The organism is Salipaludibacillus keqinensis (assembly GCF_003226325.1).
GTDB lineage: Bacteria > Bacillota > Bacilli > Bacillales > Salisediminibacteriaceae > Salipaludibacillus > Salipaludibacillus keqinensis.
In genome coordinates, this window is the sequence record NZ_PDOD01000001.1 from 1,199,917 (window position 1) to 1,220,740 (window position 20,824).

Genomic DNA, 20,824 nt, shown 5'->3' on the forward strand with positions numbered 1-20,824 from the left:
TATAAAGGGGGAGATTAAGTGAGAAAACTCTTTGTAGATATATATTTACAATTTAATTTAGGGGATGATTTATTTTTAGATATACTCGCCCGTAGATATCCCAAGACAACTCTGACCTTGAATTATTTAGGTAGAGAATACCAAGATTTTTTATCTCAATATGAGAATGTACAAACTAGAGATTATTCTATTATTAACAAAGTATTTCAACGGCTTAAATTGAAAGATACGATAACAAATTATGAAAAAATAGCTCAAGAGCAAGATGGCCTTCTATTTATAGGAGGTTCTATTTTTAGAGAAGAAAGTTATCATGGGTCATTGTACATGGATCGACTTAAAATGATTGAAGAATTTACTAAAAGAAAAAAACCTGTTTATATTATAGGAGCAAATTTTGGTCCTTATAACTCATTTAAGTTTTTCAAGGATTATGAGTATTTATTTAAACTGTGTGAAGATGTATGTTTTAGAGATTATTATTCATTCGAGCTATTTAAACATCTGCCACAAGTTCGTTATGCGCCAGACATCGTATTTTCAATGGATGTAGAAAAATACAGAGAAGTACATCCAAAAAAAGTTGTAGGGTATTCGATAATTGATGTAAATCATAAACTAGGGTTATCACAGTATTACGAGGAATACATTCTAAGTACAACGAAATCTATTGAAATGCTAGTCAGTAAAGGGTATATGTGCTGTCTAATGTCTTTTTGTAAAAAAGAGGGAGATTTAAAAGTGATAGAGAAAGTGAAGAGAAACTTAAGTGCTCAAACAAGAAAATACGTAACAACTTACGTTTATAAAGGTGATATAAATGAAACTTTAACTACAATAGCTTCATTTAGTTTGTTCATAGCAGCCAGATTTCATGCTAATATTGTTGCTTTATTATTTGGAATTGGATTAATGCCAGTCATATACAGTCAGAAAACGATGAATATACTTGAAGATCTTTCAATTGATAAAGTGAAAGTTCCTATGAATGAATTGAACTTACAACATGAAGAAAAAATGATTAATGAAGCTTTTAAGAATACTATTAATACACAAGATATGACAGCTGTTTCAATAAAACATTTTGATAAACTGACAAATTTTCTTAAACCCTTAATTGAAAAAAAAGGTGCAATATGAAAAAGAAAATATTATTTATGCTCATTAACATGAATATTGGAGGAACTGAAAAAGCTTTACTTAATATGATAACTGAAATACCGAGGGATCAATTTGATATAACTATATTAATGCTTGAAAAATATGGAGGCTTTCTTGACCAAATTCCCTCAGATGTCAATGTTCAATATATTGATTATTATCAAGAGATCAAACCAATATTAAATGATCCACTTAGAAATACGTCAAGGGGTCTTATGAAAAAAGGTAAAATCATTAAAGGAATTTCATTAATAAGTTATTATATTGTTTCAAGAGTCAGCAAAAATAAAAATATTTTTTTTAACTTTATAACAAAAAAATTCCCGAATATAGAAGAGGAATATGACATAGCCGTAGCTTATGCAGGTCCAATGGACTTCATAAGCTATTTTGTTTTGGAGAAAATCCACGCAAAAAAGAAGATACAATGGATTCATTTTGATATAACTAAAATCGGATTTGACAAAAAATTTGCTAATAAAAATTATAAGCAATTTAATAAAACCTACGTTGTCTCAAATGAAGCGAAGGATAAACTCATAAATTTAGTTCCTAACATATATGACAAAACAGAAGTTATGTATAACATCGTATCTCCTAAAGTTATCCTTGAATATGCTAAATTAGGAATCGGATTCAAGGATAATTTTAATGGAATTAGAATTCTTACTGTTGGTAGATTAACTTCTGAGAAAGGTCAAGATTTAGCTGTAAATGTGCTTGCTAAACTCATTGAGGAAGGTTATAACGTTCGTTGGTATTGCCTAGGAGATGGGAATTCAAGAAGTGAATTTGAAAAATTAATATCTGATAGAAATCTTCAAGAACATTTCATATTATTAGGTTCTGATCCTAATCCTTATCCTTATATAAATCAATGTGATATATATGTTCAACCATCTAGACACGAGGGATACTGTATAACTTTATATGAAGCTAGAATCTTATATAAACCGATAGTAACTACAAACTTTGTGGGGGCAAAGGAACAAATTAAAAATAATAAAACTGGCTTAATTGTAGAAATTGATCAAGAAGAAATTTATAAAGCTTTAAAAACTTTATTGATGAATAAAGAACTATCGAAAGTTTTTTCAAACAATTTAATAGAAGAATCGTGTAATCCACAATTTGAACTTCACAAAATAGCAAACATCTAAAATTTAAAAATGTCACAAATTAAAGGTGAAAAAATGAGAGATGTAAATAAGCTTTTGAAACTTTTTAATAAAAGAGAAAAGAAAAAACTACTATTATTATTAATGATGATGTTTGTAGCAGCTTTCCTTGAGACTATTGGTATTGGATTAATAGTACCTTTAGTTAGCATAGTAACAAATCCCGAAATTATTGATCAGCCAGGCATATTAAACTCGCTTTACGAATATTTTAATTTTCAATCGGCAACTTCGTTTATTATTTTTTCTATATTAGTACTATTATTAACATTTTTAATTAAAAATATATATTTACTTTTATTTCATTATATTCAATACAAGGTAATATTTAATCAACAAGTAAAGCTTTCTAGAAGATTATTGAGAGAATATTTAATTAAACCATATACATTTCATTTACAAAGAAATACTTCAGATCTTTTGCGTAATGTAAATGAGGAAGTACCTAAGGTGTTTCAAGGGATAGTATTGTCTGGATTTCAATTATTTACAGAAATATTAGTAATTAGCTGCATATTATTGCTATTACTAATTAACGCACCGGGAGTAACAATAACTGCATCTATTCTTTTATCTACTAGTGTACTTTTGTTTTATAAGTATTTTAGAAAGAAAATTAACGATTTAGGAATTGAAGAACAAAGAGTTACTGGTTCTATGATTAAATGGGTAAATCAAGGACTAGGCGCTAGTAAAGAAGTTAAAGTTTCAGGTAAAGAGAGCTTTTTTGTAAATGCTTATAGTAAACAGAGTCAATTAAAAGCTAAAAATAACCTTTACATGAGAATGATGGAGCAAATTCCTCGATTATTCATAGAAACTTTACTGGTTACTATTGTATTATTTTCGATGCTAATTATTATTATGCAGGGGTCAAATACAACAGAACTTATAACAACGATGTCTCTTTTTGCTATGGCAGCATTTCGCTTAATGCCTTCCATTAATCGAGTGGTAGCTATGATTACCGCTATTCGGTATAATCGTCCAGCACTAACAGTAATATATGAAGACTTGATATATAACAATTCAAAAGAAAATTTAACTAGACAAACAACAGCTTTAATAAATAGTAATGAACGGATTTATAAAAATGCTATAAGACTTACAGATATAACATTTCGTTACCCAAATCAATCAATAGAATCTATAAAAAACATCTCTTTAACAATTCCAATAGGTAAATCAGTAGCATTTGTTGGGGAATCAGGTGCTGGGAAAACCACTTTAGTGGATATTATTTTAGGATTATTGGAACCCGATAAAGGCAGTGTGACTGTTGATAATAAACCATTAGCTGTTCAAAAGTTAGTTTGGCAGCAAAAAATAGGCTATATCCCTCAAGTGATTTTTTTGTCAGATGATTCTATAAGAGGAAATGTTGCGTTTGGAATAGAAGATTCCTTGATCAATGATGAAGAAGTGTGGAGATCTTTAGAACAAGCACAATTAAAGCAATTTGTAGAAGATTTGCCAGACCAGTTAGAAACAAAAGTAGGGGAGCGAGGAGTAAAACTATCTGGTGGCCAAAGACAACGAATTGGTATTGCTAGATCGCTTTATCATAATCCAGAGATATTATTTATGGACGAAGCAACTTCCGCTTTAGACAATGGAACAGAAAAAGAAATTATGAAAGCTATTGATGGATTAAAAGGAGACAAAACACTAATAATAATTGCTCATAGATTAAGTACTATTGAAAACTGCGATATTGTATTTAAACTAAATAAAGCAAACCTTGTTGCTATAGAAAATAAATTAAATAAAACGGTGATTTCCTAAATTCTTTTAAAAGGAGGGAATTGAATGAATTATACAAGTTATTTAGATTTAAGAAACGTAATAAAGAAAAATTTATCAATTCTTCAGACTAAAAAATTTGATTTAATAGTTGGTATACCAAGAAGTGGTATGGTACCTGCTTATATTATTGCTCAATATTTAAATATTAAATGCTGTGACTTACATTCATTTATAAGAAATACTCAACAGGAACTAAATGAAACTTCCCCTTTACAATATCCACATGATTGTCAAAACGTTCTTCTTGTAGATGATTGTATATCTAGCGGTGGTTCCATGGCAAATTCATTAGAACATATTCCGGAAAATAAAAGAATTAAAATTACTACACTTGCAATTTATTCATCGAAAAAATCTCGAAATGATATTGATATTTTTTTTGAGTATCACCCAGGTCCTGGAGTTTCGGAATGGCATTTGTTTCATTGTGGAATCGTAAAAAAATATTGTATCAATATTGAGGGGGTTTTATGTTTAGAACCAAGTGATGATCAAAAAACTAACAATAGTAATTATATTGAATATATACTAAATGCTCCACCGTTAATTGTTCCTTCTGGAAAAGTAAATTGTTTAATCACCAATCGACCAGAAAAATATCGTAATGAAACACACTCATGGTTAGAAAAACAAGGAATAGAGTACGATAATTTAATTATGTCCCAGGAATTCCCAGAAATTAATGCTAACTTCTGGGAAGAGGCAACTAAATATAAAGCTCATATATATAGTCAATCAAAAAATGAACTTTATGTTTCATATGATAAAAAAGAATCTCAAAAAATCCACGATTTAACAAGAAAGCCGGTTTATTGTATGGAAACAAATGAAATATATTCTAAAGGAAATATCATTACAGCATTTCACGGCTCAAAACTATCTAAAAAAGCATTTGTTATATTAATGATATGTAAGTTAAAGAAATTGCCAAAACCTGTTTATGTCTCACTTAGAAGTCTATATCGTTTTATTAGTTAAAATAATTTTATTGGATATTGAAAGGTGCCTAAAGTGAGTTTGATTGTTTAAGCATTTAATATTCAAAAATGCTTTAACTCTATAATAAATCAATGGTTCAAAGGTATAGAAATAATAGTAGTTGACAATGGTTCCAGAGATCACACGTTAAAAGAAATAAAAAAAATTGACTAATAAAGATAACAGAAACTATATTATAGACCAACATAATTAAAGGATACTCACCTTTATAGATATTTGAAATATTCATATTAGAAGGCATGTATTAGGGAATTTATTTTATAATTTTTATACTTACTATGTATTTTTAAAGCGGAGTATTAAAATTAATTAATAATTGTATTTGAACTAATTCTTAAGTTAAAACGAGTAATAACCTTAAATTTAGAATAAGTATATTTATATTTTTATTGGTACAGTAACGTCTTTTATATGTTAAGGAGGAAAAGTTATGATTTACAAGACATATAGCGACCTTAGTAATCTAATTCTTAATAAAATATCTTTATTGCAAGGGGAAGACTATGATTTAATTGTTGGCGTTTCAGAGGCTGGAATGGTTCCTGCATATATGATAGCTCTATATTTAAACAAACATTGTTGTGATTTAGAAACATTTACCTGTAACCATAAATTGAAAGCTGGTATTTCCAGAAACCCTAAAGTGAATATCGAATATCCTTTTGAAGCAAAAAAAATATTATTGGTTGAAGACACAAACGACTCTGGTCATTCCTTTAATGAGAAAATAAATAGAGTCCCTAATTTAGTAAAAAAAGCTATATCAACTATATGTATATATTCATCTAAACCGTTAAGAAATGATGTGGATAATTTTTTAGAATATATACCAGGGGATTTTGCGTTTGAATGGAATATATTCCACGAAAACTTCACTAGTAACTCTTGTTTTGATATTGATGGTGTTTTATGTGTTGATCCATCAGGAGAACAGGATGATGATGGAGAAAAATATAAAGAATTTCTGATTAATGCAGCCCTGCTGTTAAAGCCAAAAGGTAAGATTAAATACTTAGTAACTAGCAGGCTAGAAAAATATCGAAAGGAAACAGAAAGCTGGTTATTGAAAAACGAAATTGAGTACGAATTTTTAATTATGTTAGACCTTCCATCAAAAGAAGAAAGACAAAAACTAAATATGAATGCAATTCATAAAGCAGAGGCATTGAATAACTCAAAACAAGAACTTTTCTATGAGAGCAGTCATGTGGAAGCATTTAAAATTCATGAATTAACACAAAAACCAGTTTATTGCATGGAAACAAATAAATTGTATTCTAAAGAAACCATGGGGTTACTTTCTTTCGGAGAAGAAACTTCTAAATTTTCTAAAAGAACATTGTTTTTAATTACTCAATTAAATAAATTACCAAAACCATTTTATAATACAGCCAGAAATGTGTATCGTTTTTTTGTTTACTAAAGCATGATAATTAAAATGTATTAAATCACAAAACTGAATTTTATATACAGTATAATAAATGAAATTCCTTTTCTCTTTAGGATGAAACAATACCTAAAGGTTTTTTTGTGTATCTTTTGTATTTATGCATATTTGTAAATAGTTTTATGATGACATGCAAAGGAGGCAAATAATGAAAATCCTAGTTACAGGCGGTGCTGGATATATTGGAAGTCACACATGTGTTGAATTATTGAATCAAGGCTATGAAGTCATCATAGTTGATAACTTCTCAAACAGTCATCGAGAGGTGATCAATAGAATAAAACAAATTACAAATAGCACCTTAACATTGTACGATACAGATATGTTAGATGGGAAAGCATTGAGAAAAGTTTTCATGACAGAAAAGATTGATGGTGTTATACATTTTGCCGGATATAAAGCAGTTGGGGAGTCCGTAGAAAATCCTTTAATGTATTACCAAAATAATCTTATGAGCACAGTAAATCTATTGAATCTTATGAATGAATTTGCGATACATCATTTAGTATTTAGTTCATCTGCCACAGTTTATGGTAATAACCAGCAGGTCCCTTTAAGTGAAAACTTACCTTTAGGGGCATTGAACCCCTACGGTAGAACTAAATGGATGATAGAAGAAATTTTACGAGATGTATGTGTAGCAAATTCACAGATGAATATCACTTTATTAAGGTACTTTAATCCAATAGGGGCTCATGAAAGTGGATTAATAGGCGAAGATCCTAACGGGGTTCCAAATAATCTCGTTCCGTATATTACACAAGTGGCAGCGGGCAAACTTGAGTGTTTACAAGTTTTTGGGGGAGATTACCCTACGATTGACGGAACAGGTGTTAGAGATTATATCCATGTAGTAGATTTGGCTATTGGTCATATAAAGGCGATTGAACAAAATATTTTACAGTCTGGTATCGAAGTTTTTAATTTAGGTACTGGAAGAGGCACGAGTGTTCTAGAAATGGTTCAATGTTTTGAACAAGTTATTGGAAATGAAATACCATATAAACTAATAAATCGTCGGGCAGGGGATATAGCATTAAGTTATGCCGATCCAAGTAAAGCAAAAGAAAAGCTACTTTGGATCGCGAAACGAGATCTCTTCACAATGTGTGAAGATGCTTGGCGATGGCAAAAAGGAAATCCGGAAGGTTATCAAACGATAACAAAATCTCTTGCTAATAATTAAGTGAAAATACAACACTTGGGGGGAAGAAGATGATTAAAAGACTAATAGATTTATTTGCATCAATCACATTATTACTCTTGTTGTCTCCGGTAATGATTGCGGTTGCTCTTTTAATCAGATTGAAAATTGGAAAGCCTGTGTTGTTTAAACAAATACGGCCTGGGTTAAATGGAAGACCTTTCACATTAATGAAATTCAGATCAATGACCGACGAGCGTAATGAGCAGGGGCAATGGTTAAATGATCAGCAGCGCTTGACTCCGATTGGGGCGTTCCTACGATCTACGAGTTTAGATGAGTTACCTCAATTAATTAATGTGGTAAAGGGGGAGTTAAGTTTAGTCGGACCGCGTCCATTATTGATGGATTACTTGCCCTTGTATACGAAAGAACAGAGTCGCAGACATGAGGTGAAGCCAGGGATTACAGGATGGGCTCAAGTGAATGGACGGAATTCATTGAGCTGGGAGGAAACGTTTAACTACGATGTTCATTATGTAGATCATCAGAGTTTATTATTAGACATAAAAATATTATTGTTAACTATAAAAAAGGTGATTGGTCGTGAGGGAATTCAACAGCAAGGTCATGCCACTAAATCCCCATTTAAAGGATTTCAACAGACAAAACCTTAATGGAGTGTATGCAAATGAGATGGATCAAATGGGGTTTAGGATTTTTTATTGTAAGTGGAAGTATCTTAATGGTTTATACTCTGTGGGATAATCAAAGAATTATTGTTCGTGAAGAGAACATTGGTATAGATGATTTGCCTGAAGAATTGGATGGATTCACTATCTTGCAAATAACCGATCTCCATGAAAAGACTTTTGGAGAAAATCAACGGAAATTAATAGATAAAGTCAACAGTTTAGAATATGACGCGATTGTATTCACTGGTGACATGTTGGATGACGCTCAAAGTCAAAATTATAACCCAACTTATGATTTGCTTGATGGTATAAACAATCTTGATCATGCTCTTTTCGTGTCTGGAAATACAGATCCTAATCATTTTGAACCTATTTCAGCAAGGACAAGTGACAAGCATGACTTTGTGAAAGGGATGGCTGATAGAGGTGTGAGACCGTTAGAATCCATCTATCCAATGGACGTTGGTGAAGCTTCTGTTCACTTTGTAGAATTTGAGATCTCACTGAAAGATCCCTATGATGAAATTGCTAAATTAGAGTCTTCATCTCAAAGTGCGAAGGAACCAGATGATGAGCACCTTATCAACCTTTATGAAGAAATGAAGACGATCAACGACTTAAGCAATGAAGACATTCTCATATCTTTATACCACTATCCGCTCGTAGATCAACGAATTGACATATATCAAAAAGACCCCTCTGTTCATTTTAGAGACTACGACCTGCACATTGCCGGCCATTATCACGGAGGACAGATCCGGTTGCCTTTTCTAGGGGCATTGATGGTCCCAGAAGCCTATTACGATAACTATGGTCTTCTTCCCCCTCAAGATAGAGTCATGGGTTATTGGGAATATGACGGATTAAAGCAATATGTAAGCGCGGGGTTAGGTAGCAGCAGGGCTGTCGGTTTCTTGAATTTTCGCTTTTTGAATCCTCCTGAAATAAATCTGTTAACGCTTAAAAAGGAATAGATCGTAGTTAATCTTACTTCGTTTCCTTTTTAAGTCATACATAATTGAAATAAAAAAGTTGTTTCAAGATAGACAAAACATGGGAATAGTAGATAGAATAAAGTCAGCAGGGGGGGAGTCTATGCCAAAATCTAAGTGGTTTCTATTTTTATATAGTATCGTTTTAATTTTAATAGCAGTTAATCTAGCAACAGAAGTGCCGTTTTTATTTCATCCGATTGCCGTTGCTTTTACTTCCTTGGCTCCAATATTAATTGTAGGGGGCGTGCTCTTTTACATATTAAGGCCGTTGGTCAGGTTAATGGGGAGGGTGATGCCTCATGTTCTTTCTATCGTCATCATTTTCCTTTTGTTTGCAGGACTAGCAGCGACTTTAATTACTTTTGTTGGACCAATTCTTGTTAATCAAATCAGTAATTTCGTAGACAACGTGCCGAACATTATCGATGATATGGAAGAATGGTTAAACAATATGATGGAAAATGAATGGGTTACTAGAATTCAAAATGAAGAAGCGTTTCAAGAGTTTGATCCATCTGCGATTACAGATAACTTTTCGAATATCCTTTCAAATATGGGTGGGAACCTTTTAACTTTCTTCAGCATGCTAGTGAATGTTGTAACACTTCTGGTGGTATTGCCTTTTGTTCTGTTTTTCTTGTTAAAAGATGGAGATAAACTACCGGATAACATTCTTCATTTTCTTCCTAAAGAGCAAACTAAAGAAGGCGAGAAGATTATGAAAGACATGGATAGTACACTAAGTGCTTACATCCAGGGGCAAGCGATCGTCAGTGTATTCGTGGGAATTCTCTCCTTAATTGCTTATTTAATTATCGGAGTAGATTACGCGCTTATTTTAGCTTTGATTGCGATGTTTACGAATCTCATTCCATTTATTGGACCGTTTATTGGGACGATTCCAGCGGTATTTGTCGCCTTTTTTAATGAACCGATCACGGCATTATGGGTTATTCTTGCCATTGTAGTCATCCAACAGATTGAGAGTAATCTCATTTCTCCTAATGTTATGGGACATAAGTTAAGTATCCATCCATTAACGATTATTTTACTTTTGATTTTGGCAGCGAATCTCGCAGGCTTGATTGGGCTCATATTGGCCATTCCGTTTTATGCTGTTTCGAAGGTTATCGTGCAAAATGTATACAGACTCCTTCGATTACGTTATCCTAATTTAAAGTAAAAAAACAACCCAGTCGAAGTTCCGACTGGGTTTGTTGTATACACTAGTACTTTATTTTGCATTAAGGAGAGTCTTCGCACGATTCACTTCCTGTTCAGTAGGTGATTCAACCCCTTCCAATGGATAGGTTAAACCTAACTCTTTCCACTTATAGACGCCCATCTTATGGTAGGGAAGAACTTCTACTTTGTTGACATTTGATAATGTAGAAATAAAAGAAGAGAGGTTGGCTAAATCTTCTTCATTGTCTGAAACTCCTGGTACAAGCACGTGCCGGATCCATACTGGGACTTTCTCTTCTGATAATTTTTTAGCGAATTCTAAAATGTGTTTGTTGGATACCCCGGTCAATTTCCGATGCTTGCTGTCATCAATATGCTTTACATCTACTAAAAATAAATCTGTATATGTGAGCAGTTCTTTGAATTTTATTTGGAAATCAGCGCCCGTTGAATAACATCCGCCGGAACTATCTATGGTTGTATGAATGCCTATTTTTTTGCATTCTTTAAACAACTCGATAAGAAAGTCCAGTTGAAGTAGTGGTTCACCTCCGCTAACTGTGACTCCACCATTGGAATGTTTCATATACGGAAGGTATTTTTTAATATCTTCTACTAAAGAAGAGACACTTCTCATTTCTCCTCCATCTCGATCCCAAGAATCAGGATTATGACAATATTGGCAGCGTAACAAACATCCTTGAGTAAAGATAACGTAACGGATCCCCGGTCCATCCACCATCCCAGATGTTTCTACTGAATGAATTCTTCCTTCCATAACATGACCCCCTAAAAAAGTAGGGGAGAGTCTTGTAAGAAGACCTCCCCGAAGCTTACGAGTTACATTTACATCGATTCGTGGAACGTTCTGTTGATTACATCAATTTGTTGTTCACGAGTGAGTTTGATAAAGTTGACAGCATAACCTGAAACTCTAATCGTTAGTTGTGGATATTCTTCCGGATGTTCCATCGCATCTAACAGTGTAGACCGATTAAATACGTTAATATTTAAATGGTGACCTTGTTTTTCAGAATAACCATCAAGAATAGCAGAGAGATTTGCTTTTTGTACATCTTCTTCTTTTCCCAATGCCTTAGGGACGATAGAGAACGTGTTAGATATGCCATCTAGAGAATGTTCGTAAGGCATTTTAGCGACTGAATTCAGTGAAGCTAAAGCGCCTTTTTTATCTCGTCCGTGTAGCGGATTAGCTCCGGGTGCAAAGGGCTCGCCATCTTTACGTCCATCTGGTGTGTTGCCTGTTTTCTTACCATAAACGACGTTGGACGTAATCGTTAAAATGGACATAGTTGTTTCGGCGTTGCGATAAGTTTCGTGTTTCTTAAGCATTTTAGAGAATTTAATCACTAGATCTTTAGCGATGTCATCTACGAGATCATCGTCGTTCCCATACTGAGGATAGTCTCCTTCGATTTCATAATCGACAGCTAAGCCATCTTCGTCGCGAATCACTTTCACTTTCGCGTGTTTCATGGCACTTAGTGAGTCCGCAGCAACAGATAAACCAGCGATTCCTGTGGCCATCGTACGTCGGATTTCTTTGTCGTGAAGGGCCATTTCTATTCTTTCATAACTGTATTTATCGTGCATGAAGTGAATGATATTTAACGTATTAATATAAAGGTCAGCCAACCAGTCAAGAACGACATCATAATTTTTCTTTACTTCATCATAGTCGAGATACTCTGATGTGATCGGTTCAATTCCCGGAACAACATCGATCTTCATTTTCTCATCTACGCCACCATTGATAGCGTAGAGAAGTGCTTTTGCGATGTTGGCACGTGCTCCGAAGAACTGCATTTGTTTGCCGATTTCCATCGCAGATACACAGCAAGCAATTCCGTAGTCATCACCGTATTCAGGACGCATGATTTCATCATTTTCGTATTGAACAGAACTAGTATCAATCGACATTTTTGCGCAATAGTGTTTAAAAGGTTCTGGCAAAGAGGGAGACCAAAGAACCGTTAAGTTCGGTTCTGGTGCAGGTCCTAAGTTCTTTAACGTATGAAGAAATCTAAAAGAACTTTTCGTGACGAGTGGCCGACCATCAACACCAACGCCCCCAATGGATTCTGTAACCCAAGTTGGATCACCGCTAAATAAATCATTGTAATCAGGTGTTCGGGCGAACTTTACTAAGCGTAACTTCATAATAAAATGATCGACTAATTCTTGAACGGATTGTTCAGAAAGGGTTCCGTTAGCTAAATCTCTTTCAATATAAATATCTAGGAATGTTGACACTCTTCCTAAACTCATTGCAGCACCATTTTGTTCTTTGATGGCGGCTAAGTAGCCAAAGTATAACCATTGAAATGCTTCTGTTGCATTCTTTGCGGGTTCAGAAATGTCAAATCCATAAATGGACCCTAGTTGCTTTAATTCGGCTAGTGCGCGAATTTGTTCAGCGATTTCTTCTCGTAAGCGAATCACTTCTTCTGACATTTTCCCTGAAAGGCTGTTTAATTCTTCTTTTTTACCTTCAATCAGGAAATTCACCCCATATAGAGCGACTCGACGGTAATCACCGATAATTCGTCCACGGCCATAGGCGTCAGGAAGTCCTGTAATAATCCCTACTTTTCTTGCTAGTTTCATTTCAGGAGTGTAGGCATCGAAAACCCCTTGGTTATGAGTTTTTCTGTAATCGGTAAAGATCCTCTCAACTTCTTCATTAAGTTCGTAGCCGTAAGATTCCAATGCGGCTTTAGCCATTCTAATTCCACCATAAGGTTGCATGGAACGTTTAAAAGGGACGTCTGTTTGAACTCCGACTATTTTTTCTGTGGATTGATTTAAATATCCTGCTTTATGAGAAGTGATCGTAGAGACAATTTCTGTATCTAAGTCATACACACCGCCATTTTCACGTTCTTCTTTTGTTAACTGCATCACTTGCTCCCAAAGTTGATCAGTCGCCTCCGTAGCATCTTCGAGGAAACTCTCATCTCCCGTGTAAAGAGTGTAATTCTTTTGAATAAAATCTCGAACATCGATGTTTTTTTCCCAATGACCGCTGTTGAAGTTCATCCATGCAGGGTGACTAACTTTTTCCATTGTTTTACCCATTTTTAACGCCTCCATAAAATAAGTGTTTAAGTCTTGTCTTTTTAGGCAGAAGTATTGTGAATCGGTTCACACTTTGTATCTAATTCAAGTATAAAAGTTAAAACCGCTTACAACAAGAGATAAATGTGACACTTTCATGAAATGTATAACAGGAACATCCAGTTAGTGATACAGGTATAATTAAACTAACGCTATTTGATGAGAAAGCTTGGGAATGAGAAGGTGTTAGCGCAATAATTATAGAAAAGTTGTCAGTCTGTGTATTAATAAATGACTATAACAGATAAGAATTTTGTTCTGGAACCTCAGTGAGGCGAATGCCAAAAATAGAATGAAGGAAGGTTTTTTTATAAGCGATATCGAAAGTAACCTTAGACTTTCAAGTTATTACGAGAGTGGGGGGGAGTAGTTGTGAGTAATTATGAGAAAGAGGCTTACTTCGAATTGCGAGATAAATTGATTAAACGACTGCCGGAACCTGAGAAATCAGTGTATCGTTATTTTAGGGGAATAGAAAAAACCAACCTTGAAAGAACTGGTCGACTAGTGGTTGACGGGAAAACACCTGTAGAGTCAACTGCAGAACATTTTCAAATGACGATCGAAGAGACGAAAGATGTGTGCAGGTCTGCTTCTTTAAAGCTGCAAGAGTTGGCTAGGAAACAATAAGATTAAAAAACCTCCACTAGAAAGTGGAGGTTTAACATTACACAGCTGATGAATATAATTTGTGCTGGATCGTTTGGAAAACTAGTTGCGATTCTTCTTGGGTTAGAGGAACCATCGGTAATCTCACTGAACCAACTTTTACACCTGTCATTTCCAGGGCAGCTTTCACTGGCGTTGGACTTGGAGCACTGAACAGGACATTCATAATTGGAAGCAATTGTCTATGAAGGGAAGCAGCGTATTGTGGGTTTCCATTTTGATGAGCAGAAACCATCGCCTTCATTTCATTTCCAATAATATGAGATGCGACCGATACAACACCGTGACCTCCAATAGAAAGGATCGGTAAAGTAAGGCTGTCATCGCCACTGTAAAGAGTGAAATCTTCGGGAGTGTTGTCGATAATTTCTGACATAGCATCTAAATCTGCGCTTGCTTCTTTAATTGATACGATATTGTCAACTTCAGATAATCTAATGACCGTTTCAGGCACTAAATTCACTGCGCTTCGTCCAGGGACGTTATATAACATGACTGGTAGGTGAGTAGACTCAGCTATTGCCTTGAAATGTAGATACATACCTTCTTGACTTGGCTTGTTGTAATATGGGGTTGCTAGCATCACACCGTCAACTCCAGCTAATGTAGCCAGTTTTGTTAATTCTATTGCTGCTCTTGTGCTGTTTGTACCTGTTCCAGCAATGACTGGAGCTCTGCCATCAACCACTTCAACTGCAAATTCATAAAGTTCGGCTTTTTCTTGAATGGATAATGTAGGAGATTCGCCTGTTGTTCCAGCGACAACAATTCCATCAGACCCGTTAGCTAATAAGTGCTGAATCAAATCCTTTGTTGCTTGAAAATCGACGTTTCCTTCTTGGTCAAATGGAGTGACCATGGCTGTTAATACTTGTCCAAAATTCATGTAAAACACCTCTATTCAAAAGATTTGTCACCTTAAAGGCGACTTGAAGTTCCTGAATAGAGCTAAATCGCATGAACAACCGTTTTAAAGGAATATAAAAAGCAACAACGAGGGTCTCGTTGCTGCCAGAAAGTGTAATTAAACGGAAATCCAGCGTGAGATAGCCCTCCATATAGTCTTTTGACTATACGACAGTTCTGCATTTATTTAATACAGACCCAACAACAAACGTTTGAGCTGTTCGCTGCTTCGGCAACTGCCCCTTTCCACAAATGTCGTAGGAGCTCAAACTCCTCAATTCATGTACTGATGACCTTTGCACCTCTAAACTCACTTCAAATTAATTGAAGTAAATATTATGAACTTTGACTTCACCTTACCAAAGAACGTATAACTTTGCAATACTTTTGAAGTGAGAAATTCTAAATACTTGAAAACTAATTGGAATTAGTTATGGGTGTCTGTTTCCTTTAATAGGAAATGTTAAACATGAAGAGATTATTTTGACCAGTCCTGAAATAAAGCGTTGAATAGCTTGTGAAACATCTGTTTAAGAGATCGTTCACCTTCCTTTTCCGTGTACGGGTCGCTTATCTATCTTTTTTATAGAGATCATCGATCATCATAAATCCCATTTTAGTACGTCATAGATAAGCTGAAACAGAAACAATTCATTTTGATGAACAAACTCTTTTAAAGCCTCTTCGTTGAGAGTAAGGTACTCGTCATGTAAAATACGTTTAAAGTAACGAAAATCAATAGAAAAAGGTGTTATATATGAATTCTTTTATTGTTATTGGCGGAGGGATCTTAGGTGCGTCTACTGCTTACCACCTTGCTTTAAAAGGTGCCGAAGTGACACTTGTCGATCGACGAGACACAGGTCAGGCAACTAGTGCTGGTGCAGGCATTATTTGCCCTTGGTTGTCTCAACGTAGGAATAAACCATGGTATAGACTAGTTAAGGCAGGCGCACGCTATTATCCTGAATTGATTAAACAGTTAGAAGACGTAAATGAAAAGAACACAGGATATGCTAAAGTGGGTGCATTAAGCCTTCATCACGATACAAATAAATTAGATAAAATGGAGGAAAGAGCGATTAAAAGACGGGAGGACGCCCCTGAAATAGGAGAGATTACACGCTTGTCACCTCTAGAAGCGCGAAGGCATTTTCCTTTACTAGCAGAAGGTTATGGGGCAGTTCACGTTTCTGGAGGAGCAAGAGTAGACGGTAGAGCCCTCCGTGACTCACTCTTAAAGGCAGCTAAAAAATTAGGTGTTAAAGTTATAAGGGATAATGCTTCATTAATCGTTGAAAATAGCCAAGTTACTGGTGTTACAGTCGGGAAAACAAAGTTAACATCTGATAAAGTAATTTTAACAGAAGGTGCTTGGGCGAATGATTTATTACAAAAGTTAAACATAAAGGTGTTAGTTAAACCTCAGAAAGGACAAATTGTTCATCTTAAACTTGATATTGAGAATAGTGGATGGCCAGTAGTGATACCTCCGAACGATTACTATTTACTGCATTTTGGAGAGGGACGAGTGGTTATTGGCGCTACGCGTGAAAATGACAAAGGTTTTGACTCCAGAGTAACTGCAGGTGGTTTGGAAGAAGTATTTAGAGAAGCTTTTACTTTTGCTCCAGGCTTGGCTGATGGAGAAGTGCTCGAAACAAGGGTAGGATTTAGACCGTTCACTCCAGGTTTCCTTCCTGTTATTGGCGCCGTCCCTGACGTAGAAAGATTGTTATTTGCCAATGGTTTAGGGGCATCAGGTCTCACTTCCGGACCATTTTTAGGAGCTGAACTTGCGAGGTTAGCTCTTGGGAGTGAAACGGAACTGTGTCTTGAAGATTATAATGTTGCAGGGGCAATAGAAAAGTTAAATTGATGTTTGAAAATAGCCTGTTCAGAATCCACGTCTCAGTAGTGAGAAATTGATTTTTAAAGAACTGTGGTTAATGATCATTAATAACGGTTATATAGAGGATATAGATAAGACATGGATAAAGGAGCCATCTAGGACATGCCCAAAAAATTGCTAATTAAAATTATAAGTTTCGCACTATTAATCGGTTTACTACTTTATATTAATCAAGCTCACGTCGATTTACATCCCGAACAAATCCAATTTGCCGTATTGTCTTTTGGTATTTGGGCACCTTTAATATTCATCCTTATTTTCAGTCTCCGTCCATTTGTACTGTTTCCAGCTTCTATCCTAGCTATTGCAGGAGGGTTATCATTTGGGCCTATTTTAGGACCCATCGTTACGTATATTGGTTCCTTGGCAGGAGCTATTTTATCCTTTTTTTTAATTAGGAAATTAGGTACTAATTTCCAACAAAAGAAATGGCGTGGTCGGGGAGAACTGATTCAAAAGAAAATTGAAGAAAACGGTTTTTTCTATGTCATGGCTCTTAGGATAATTCCGGTGATCAATTTTGATTTTGTCACTTATTTATCAGCTCTATCTCGAATTCCCTTTAAGAGATATCTTTTAGCTACTATGGTGGGAGTGATTCCAGGGACTCTAGCCTTTAATTTTCTCGGTGCTTCGTTTGTAGAATTAAATGCAACGATGTTAATCATTACAGGAGCTATGTTTTTAATTGCTTTTTCAATCCCAGTCATGATTAGAAAAATAATGAAAAAGAAAAATATGGATATTGATTTATTGCCAGATGAAAAACTGTAAAAGCAGTGTTCGGTACAGAGACGAAGGCAGGTGAGTCAAATTTTAAGTGAATTTGATGTTGTAATTATTGGTGGGGGGATCGGTGGCCTAACCTTATCCTTGAAACTCGCCCAAGCGAATATAAAAGTGCTTGTTATAGAGAAAGAAAAACAACCTGGAAAGATATATAAAGGAGAATTGTTGCAACCTAAGTCACTAGAAGGGTTTCAAGAAATGGGAATTTCAGACATGGTTGTTAATGAAAGTCTTTCACTTCCAGTCATCCATACTTATGAAATGAAGGAGAAAAAAGATGGATCTCTGGAAGAAGGTCTTTATATTCCCCTTGAATATGAGCGATTGCATAGCCAATTTCCAGAAGCGAGAATGATTCCTCATGAAAAACTAAAAAAACTCGTGTTAGATCAAGCTCGAAAGTATGACAGTTTTCACTATTGGAACCCTGCTACGTTTGAAGGGTTTACGGAAATGGATGAAAAAAATGAGCAGTTTAATAAAGCGAATGTGCAGTTCGAAAACGAAGTTATAGAGGTAGAGGCTAAGTTTTTTGTAGGGGCAGAGGGCAGGTCATCTTTAATGAGAAAAGCAATGAACCAGCATGTAATCACAACACAATACAATCATCAGTTCTTAACTGTTACCTTTCCCAGACCAGAAAATTTTACTGAAGCTAGAATGTATGCATCCCATAAATCGTTTATCGGCCTCTTTCCTCTTCCTGATAATCAAGTCCGGAGTGTGATGCTCATTAAACCTGGCGAGTATAAACAAATGAAAAAGCAAGGTTTAGAAAGTTTTTACGAGCCATTTGAACGATTTGAACCTGCTTTAAAAGATGGTGTACGAGCCATTGAAAGTTGGAAACAAATTCAATTAATGATTCCTATTCGACATAATATCAACCGATACGTCAAAGGGAATGCTGCTATTATTGGTGACGCGGCCCATACGGTCCATCCGATGGCAGGAGAGGGAATGAACTTAGCTATACAAGACGCAATTGTTCTAGGGGAACTTTACGTATGGATGTTCAGAGAAAATCAGCTTAATCCTAAACACCTTAAGTATTATGAGAAAGTCAGAAAGAAAAGATCTGACCGACTGTCCAGACTTAGTCATATGTCTGCCATTGCTTATGCTTGGCCTTACAAGTGGTATCAGAAGGGCAGGATGTTTGCGTTAAAGAGGCTAGAGAGACATCCGATTTTACATTATAAACATATGCTCAATATCTCCGGCGTAGGCTGGTGGCCTTATAATTTATTAGACGGATTCCGTTTTTTGGGACCGAGAAATGCTTATGTAAATAATTGGTTTACTCAAAAAAAGAGGAGTGTTATTTTCGATAAAAAAGATGACTACCCATGGTTGAAATAAATCATCAAGAGAGTGTGGAACTTCAAAGGAGGAGTGATAAACGATGCGTATTCCAAAGTTATTGATTATGCTTAAAGCTGGAAGAATGCTGTATAGATTCTACAAAAAAAGAAAATCGAGCAGAGGATAAAGAATATCCCTAGAGAGGTTAGAAAGGAATGGTCAAATTACTGACCATTCCTTTCTTTCTGTCTTATCGTTAAAATATGGTGATGAAGATCCTCTAGTAAGTCATGAATGGCTAATAGTTCATAGAATAAGATGACTTTGCCACTCAATTGATATTCATGCAATTGAAGTCTAGGTGAGGAGCGGGAGTATGAAAACTCATATCGCAGGTGTTGATTCAATTCATCGATGAATTGGAAATAGCTATCTTCCATCGGTTTGTCCATATTGTCGAGCAACTGATTAAACTCTGTTTTAGCTCTAGTGAGAAGCAGTTGTTCATATTCTGAGAATATCATTTTCCTAGGCAAATATTGTAGGTTACCTAAATGTAAAATGGCTCTTTGCAAAAAAGTCATTGTTTTCATTAATGTGATATAGTGCTTATATTTTTTAAATTTAAATCGATGGTAACGGAGCTCTTTTCTTTGATAGTGGAGTAATTGGTCTGTTTTAGCTAGTTCTCGTTGCATGACTTCATAGGATAAATGATTTTTCTTGTCTTGTGGTGAAACATTCAAAAGCCGATTTAGTGATTCGTAAAGCGTATTCTTCATTTGTAAAAGGTGTTGATGGTTTCGACGCTCGATATTATCTAAATAGTCAGCAGGCAATATGAGAACATTGACTAACGTAGAAACTGTAATCCCGATAGAAGTTGTACCAAGTCGAATTAAAAAAGACAAAAATAAATAATCTTGTAAATCAGGAATCATAGCAACTGATGTTAATGCTGCAACCAATGTGCCATCATAAAGCTTTAATTTTTGACAGAGAATGATCGTTAAAGTGGCTGCCAAAGTATATGTAAGTGGACTTTCGCCAAAAAAATAAACCGTACTAGCTGCTAATCCAGCGCCTATAGCAGAGGCAGGAAAGCGGATGATACCTTTTCTAATTGAGTCGTGTGTCGTAGGCTCGATCGTAACAATGGCCGTAATGACTGCGAAAATAGCCGGCAGGTCCAAAGCTAAGCAAATGAGCGATGTAATAAAAACGGCAATCCCAGTTTTAAGGACTCGGCCGCCAATCCACGGCTTCTTAGGTGTTTTTACTTTCATATGGGATTCACTCCGTATCGACAACTTCTTTGTTTATTAATTATATCATGATAGATTGTCAAGGATATATTTCTAATCATAGGTTCTATTATTTGTTTGCGCAGCTTAGAAATTAAAATAAATTTACATATCGAAATTATTTATGAGTTTTATAATGAATTAATAAATGAACAAGCTACCTCATTGTTCATTTCATGGTAGCTTATTCA

General features: G+C 35.0%; 18 protein-coding genes and 1 riboswitch. Of the genes, 14 read left to right on the forward strand and 4 right to left on the reverse strand.

Annotated elements, in window-relative coordinates; all coding sequences use genetic code 11:
* The first annotated feature begins 18 nt into the window (after window positions 1-18).
* From CR194_RS06095 to CR194_RS06140, 10 genes are all read left to right on the forward strand, one after another.
* Window positions 19-1,140, forward strand: coding sequence for a polysaccharide pyruvyl transferase family protein (locus CR194_RS06095; RefSeq protein ID WP_110608714.1), 1,122 nt, complete (start codon window positions 19-21; stop codon window positions 1,138-1,140).
* Window positions 1,137-2,321 carry a glycosyltransferase gene (locus CR194_RS06100; protein ID WP_110608715.1) on the forward strand — a complete coding sequence of 395 codons (1,185 nt, stop codon included), beginning with the start codon at window positions 1,137-1,139 and terminating at the stop codon, window positions 2,319-2,321. The genes CR194_RS06095 and CR194_RS06100 overlap by 4 nt, the downstream gene beginning before the upstream one ends.
* Before the next feature lie 9 nt (window positions 2,322-2,330).
* Window positions 2,331-4,124, forward strand: coding sequence for an ABC transporter ATP-binding protein (locus CR194_RS06105; RefSeq protein WP_233254243.1), 1,794 nt, complete (start codon window positions 2,331-2,333; stop codon window positions 4,122-4,124).
* A 24-nt stretch (window positions 4,125-4,148) separates the two neighbouring features.
* A complete protein-coding gene (locus tag CR194_RS06110; protein WP_110608717.1) occupies window positions 4,149-5,123 on the forward strand; it encodes a phosphoribosyltransferase family protein in 975 nt (324 codons plus the stop codon).
* 60 nt (window positions 5,124-5,183) lie between these two features.
* Window positions 5,184-5,297: a glycosyltransferase gene (locus CR194_RS20840; protein WP_199228141.1), complete on the forward strand. Its 114-nt coding sequence runs from the start codon at window positions 5,184-5,186 to the stop codon at window positions 5,295-5,297.
* A 277-nt stretch (window positions 5,298-5,574) separates the two neighbouring features.
* On the forward strand, window positions 5,575-6,567 hold the full coding sequence (locus CR194_RS06120; protein ID WP_110608718.1) for a phosphoribosyl transferase: 993 nt from the start codon (window positions 5,575-5,577) through the stop codon (window positions 6,565-6,567).
* 172 nt (window positions 6,568-6,739) lie between these two features.
* Window positions 6,740-7,777, forward strand: coding sequence for a UDP-glucose 4-epimerase GalE (gene galE, locus CR194_RS06125; RefSeq protein WP_110608719.1), 1,038 nt, complete (start codon window positions 6,740-6,742; stop codon window positions 7,775-7,777).
* A 29-nt stretch (window positions 7,778-7,806) separates the two neighbouring features.
* Window positions 7,807-8,412, forward strand: coding sequence for a sugar transferase (locus CR194_RS06130; RefSeq protein ID WP_110608720.1), 606 nt, complete (start codon window positions 7,807-7,809; stop codon window positions 8,410-8,412).
* A 14-nt stretch (window positions 8,413-8,426) separates the two neighbouring features.
* Window positions 8,427-9,404, forward strand: coding sequence for a metallophosphoesterase (locus tag CR194_RS06135; RefSeq protein WP_158282186.1), 978 nt, complete (start codon window positions 8,427-8,429; stop codon window positions 9,402-9,404).
* 121 nt (window positions 9,405-9,525) lie between these two features.
* Window positions 9,526-10,608: an AI-2E family transporter gene (locus CR194_RS06140; protein WP_110608722.1), complete on the forward strand. Its 1,083-nt coding sequence runs from the start codon at window positions 9,526-9,528 to the stop codon at window positions 10,606-10,608.
* A gap of 51 nt (window positions 10,609-10,659) precedes the next feature.
* Here CR194_RS06140 and pflA read toward each other — a convergent pair whose 3' ends face one another.
* Both pflA and pflB read right to left on the reverse strand, forming a co-directional pair.
* Window positions 10,660-11,388, reverse strand: a complete 729-nt coding sequence (gene pflA / locus CR194_RS06145) for a pyruvate formate-lyase-activating protein (RefSeq protein WP_110608723.1) — start codon at window positions 11,386-11,388, stop codon at window positions 10,660-10,662.
* Window positions 11,389-11,456: 68 nt separating this feature from the next.
* Window positions 11,457-13,709, reverse strand: coding sequence for a formate C-acetyltransferase (gene pflB, locus CR194_RS06150; RefSeq protein ID WP_110608724.1), 2,253 nt, complete (start codon window positions 13,707-13,709; stop codon window positions 11,457-11,459).
* Between the two features lie 411 nt (window positions 13,710-14,120).
* On the opposite strand from pflB, the gene CR194_RS06155 reads away from it, so the two are divergent.
* Window positions 14,121-14,378 carry a hypothetical protein gene (locus CR194_RS06155; protein WP_110608725.1) on the forward strand — a complete coding sequence of 86 codons (258 nt, stop codon included), beginning with the start codon at window positions 14,121-14,123 and terminating at the stop codon, window positions 14,376-14,378.
* Window positions 14,379-14,415: 37 nt separating this feature from the next.
* On the opposite strand, the gene dapA is transcribed toward CR194_RS06155, so the two are convergent.
* Entirely contained in the window at window positions 14,416-15,303 is an 888-nt protein-coding gene (dapA, locus tag CR194_RS06160; protein ID WP_110608726.1) for a 4-hydroxy-tetrahydrodipicolinate synthase, read from the reverse strand.
* 153 nt (window positions 15,304-15,456) lie between these two features.
* Window positions 15,457-15,638, reverse strand: a riboswitch (Lysine riboswitch).
* A gap of 442 nt (window positions 15,639-16,080) precedes the next feature.
* Between dapA and CR194_RS06165 the strand changes: the two genes are divergently transcribed.
* The 3 genes from CR194_RS06165 to CR194_RS06175 all read left to right on the forward strand — a co-directional run bounded on the left by CR194_RS06165 (window position 16,081) and on the right by CR194_RS06175 (window position 19,386).
* The gene (locus tag CR194_RS06165; protein WP_110608727.1) at window positions 16,081-17,202 is read left to right on the forward strand and encodes an NAD(P)/FAD-dependent oxidoreductase; all 1,122 of its coding nucleotides are present in this window, start codon (window positions 16,081-16,083) and stop codon (window positions 17,200-17,202) included.
* A gap of 135 nt (window positions 17,203-17,337) precedes the next feature.
* Complete coding sequence (locus CR194_RS06170) at window positions 17,338-18,009, forward strand: TVP38/TMEM64 family protein (RefSeq protein WP_110608728.1); 672 nt, start codon at window positions 17,338-17,340, stop codon at window positions 18,007-18,009.
* A gap of 30 nt (window positions 18,010-18,039) precedes the next feature.
* On the forward strand, window positions 18,040-19,386 hold the full coding sequence (locus CR194_RS06175) for an FAD-dependent oxidoreductase (protein ID WP_110608729.1): 1,347 nt from the start codon (window positions 18,040-18,042) through the stop codon (window positions 19,384-19,386).
* A 167-nt stretch (window positions 19,387-19,553) separates the two neighbouring features.
* Here the strand turns inward: CR194_RS06175 and CR194_RS06180 are convergent, their stop codons facing one another.
* The gene (locus CR194_RS06180) at window positions 19,554-20,615 is read right to left on the reverse strand and encodes an FUSC family protein (RefSeq protein ID WP_110608730.1); all 1,062 of its coding nucleotides are present in this window, start codon (window positions 20,613-20,615) and stop codon (window positions 19,554-19,556) included.
* Window positions 20,616-20,824: the final 209 nt, after the last annotated feature.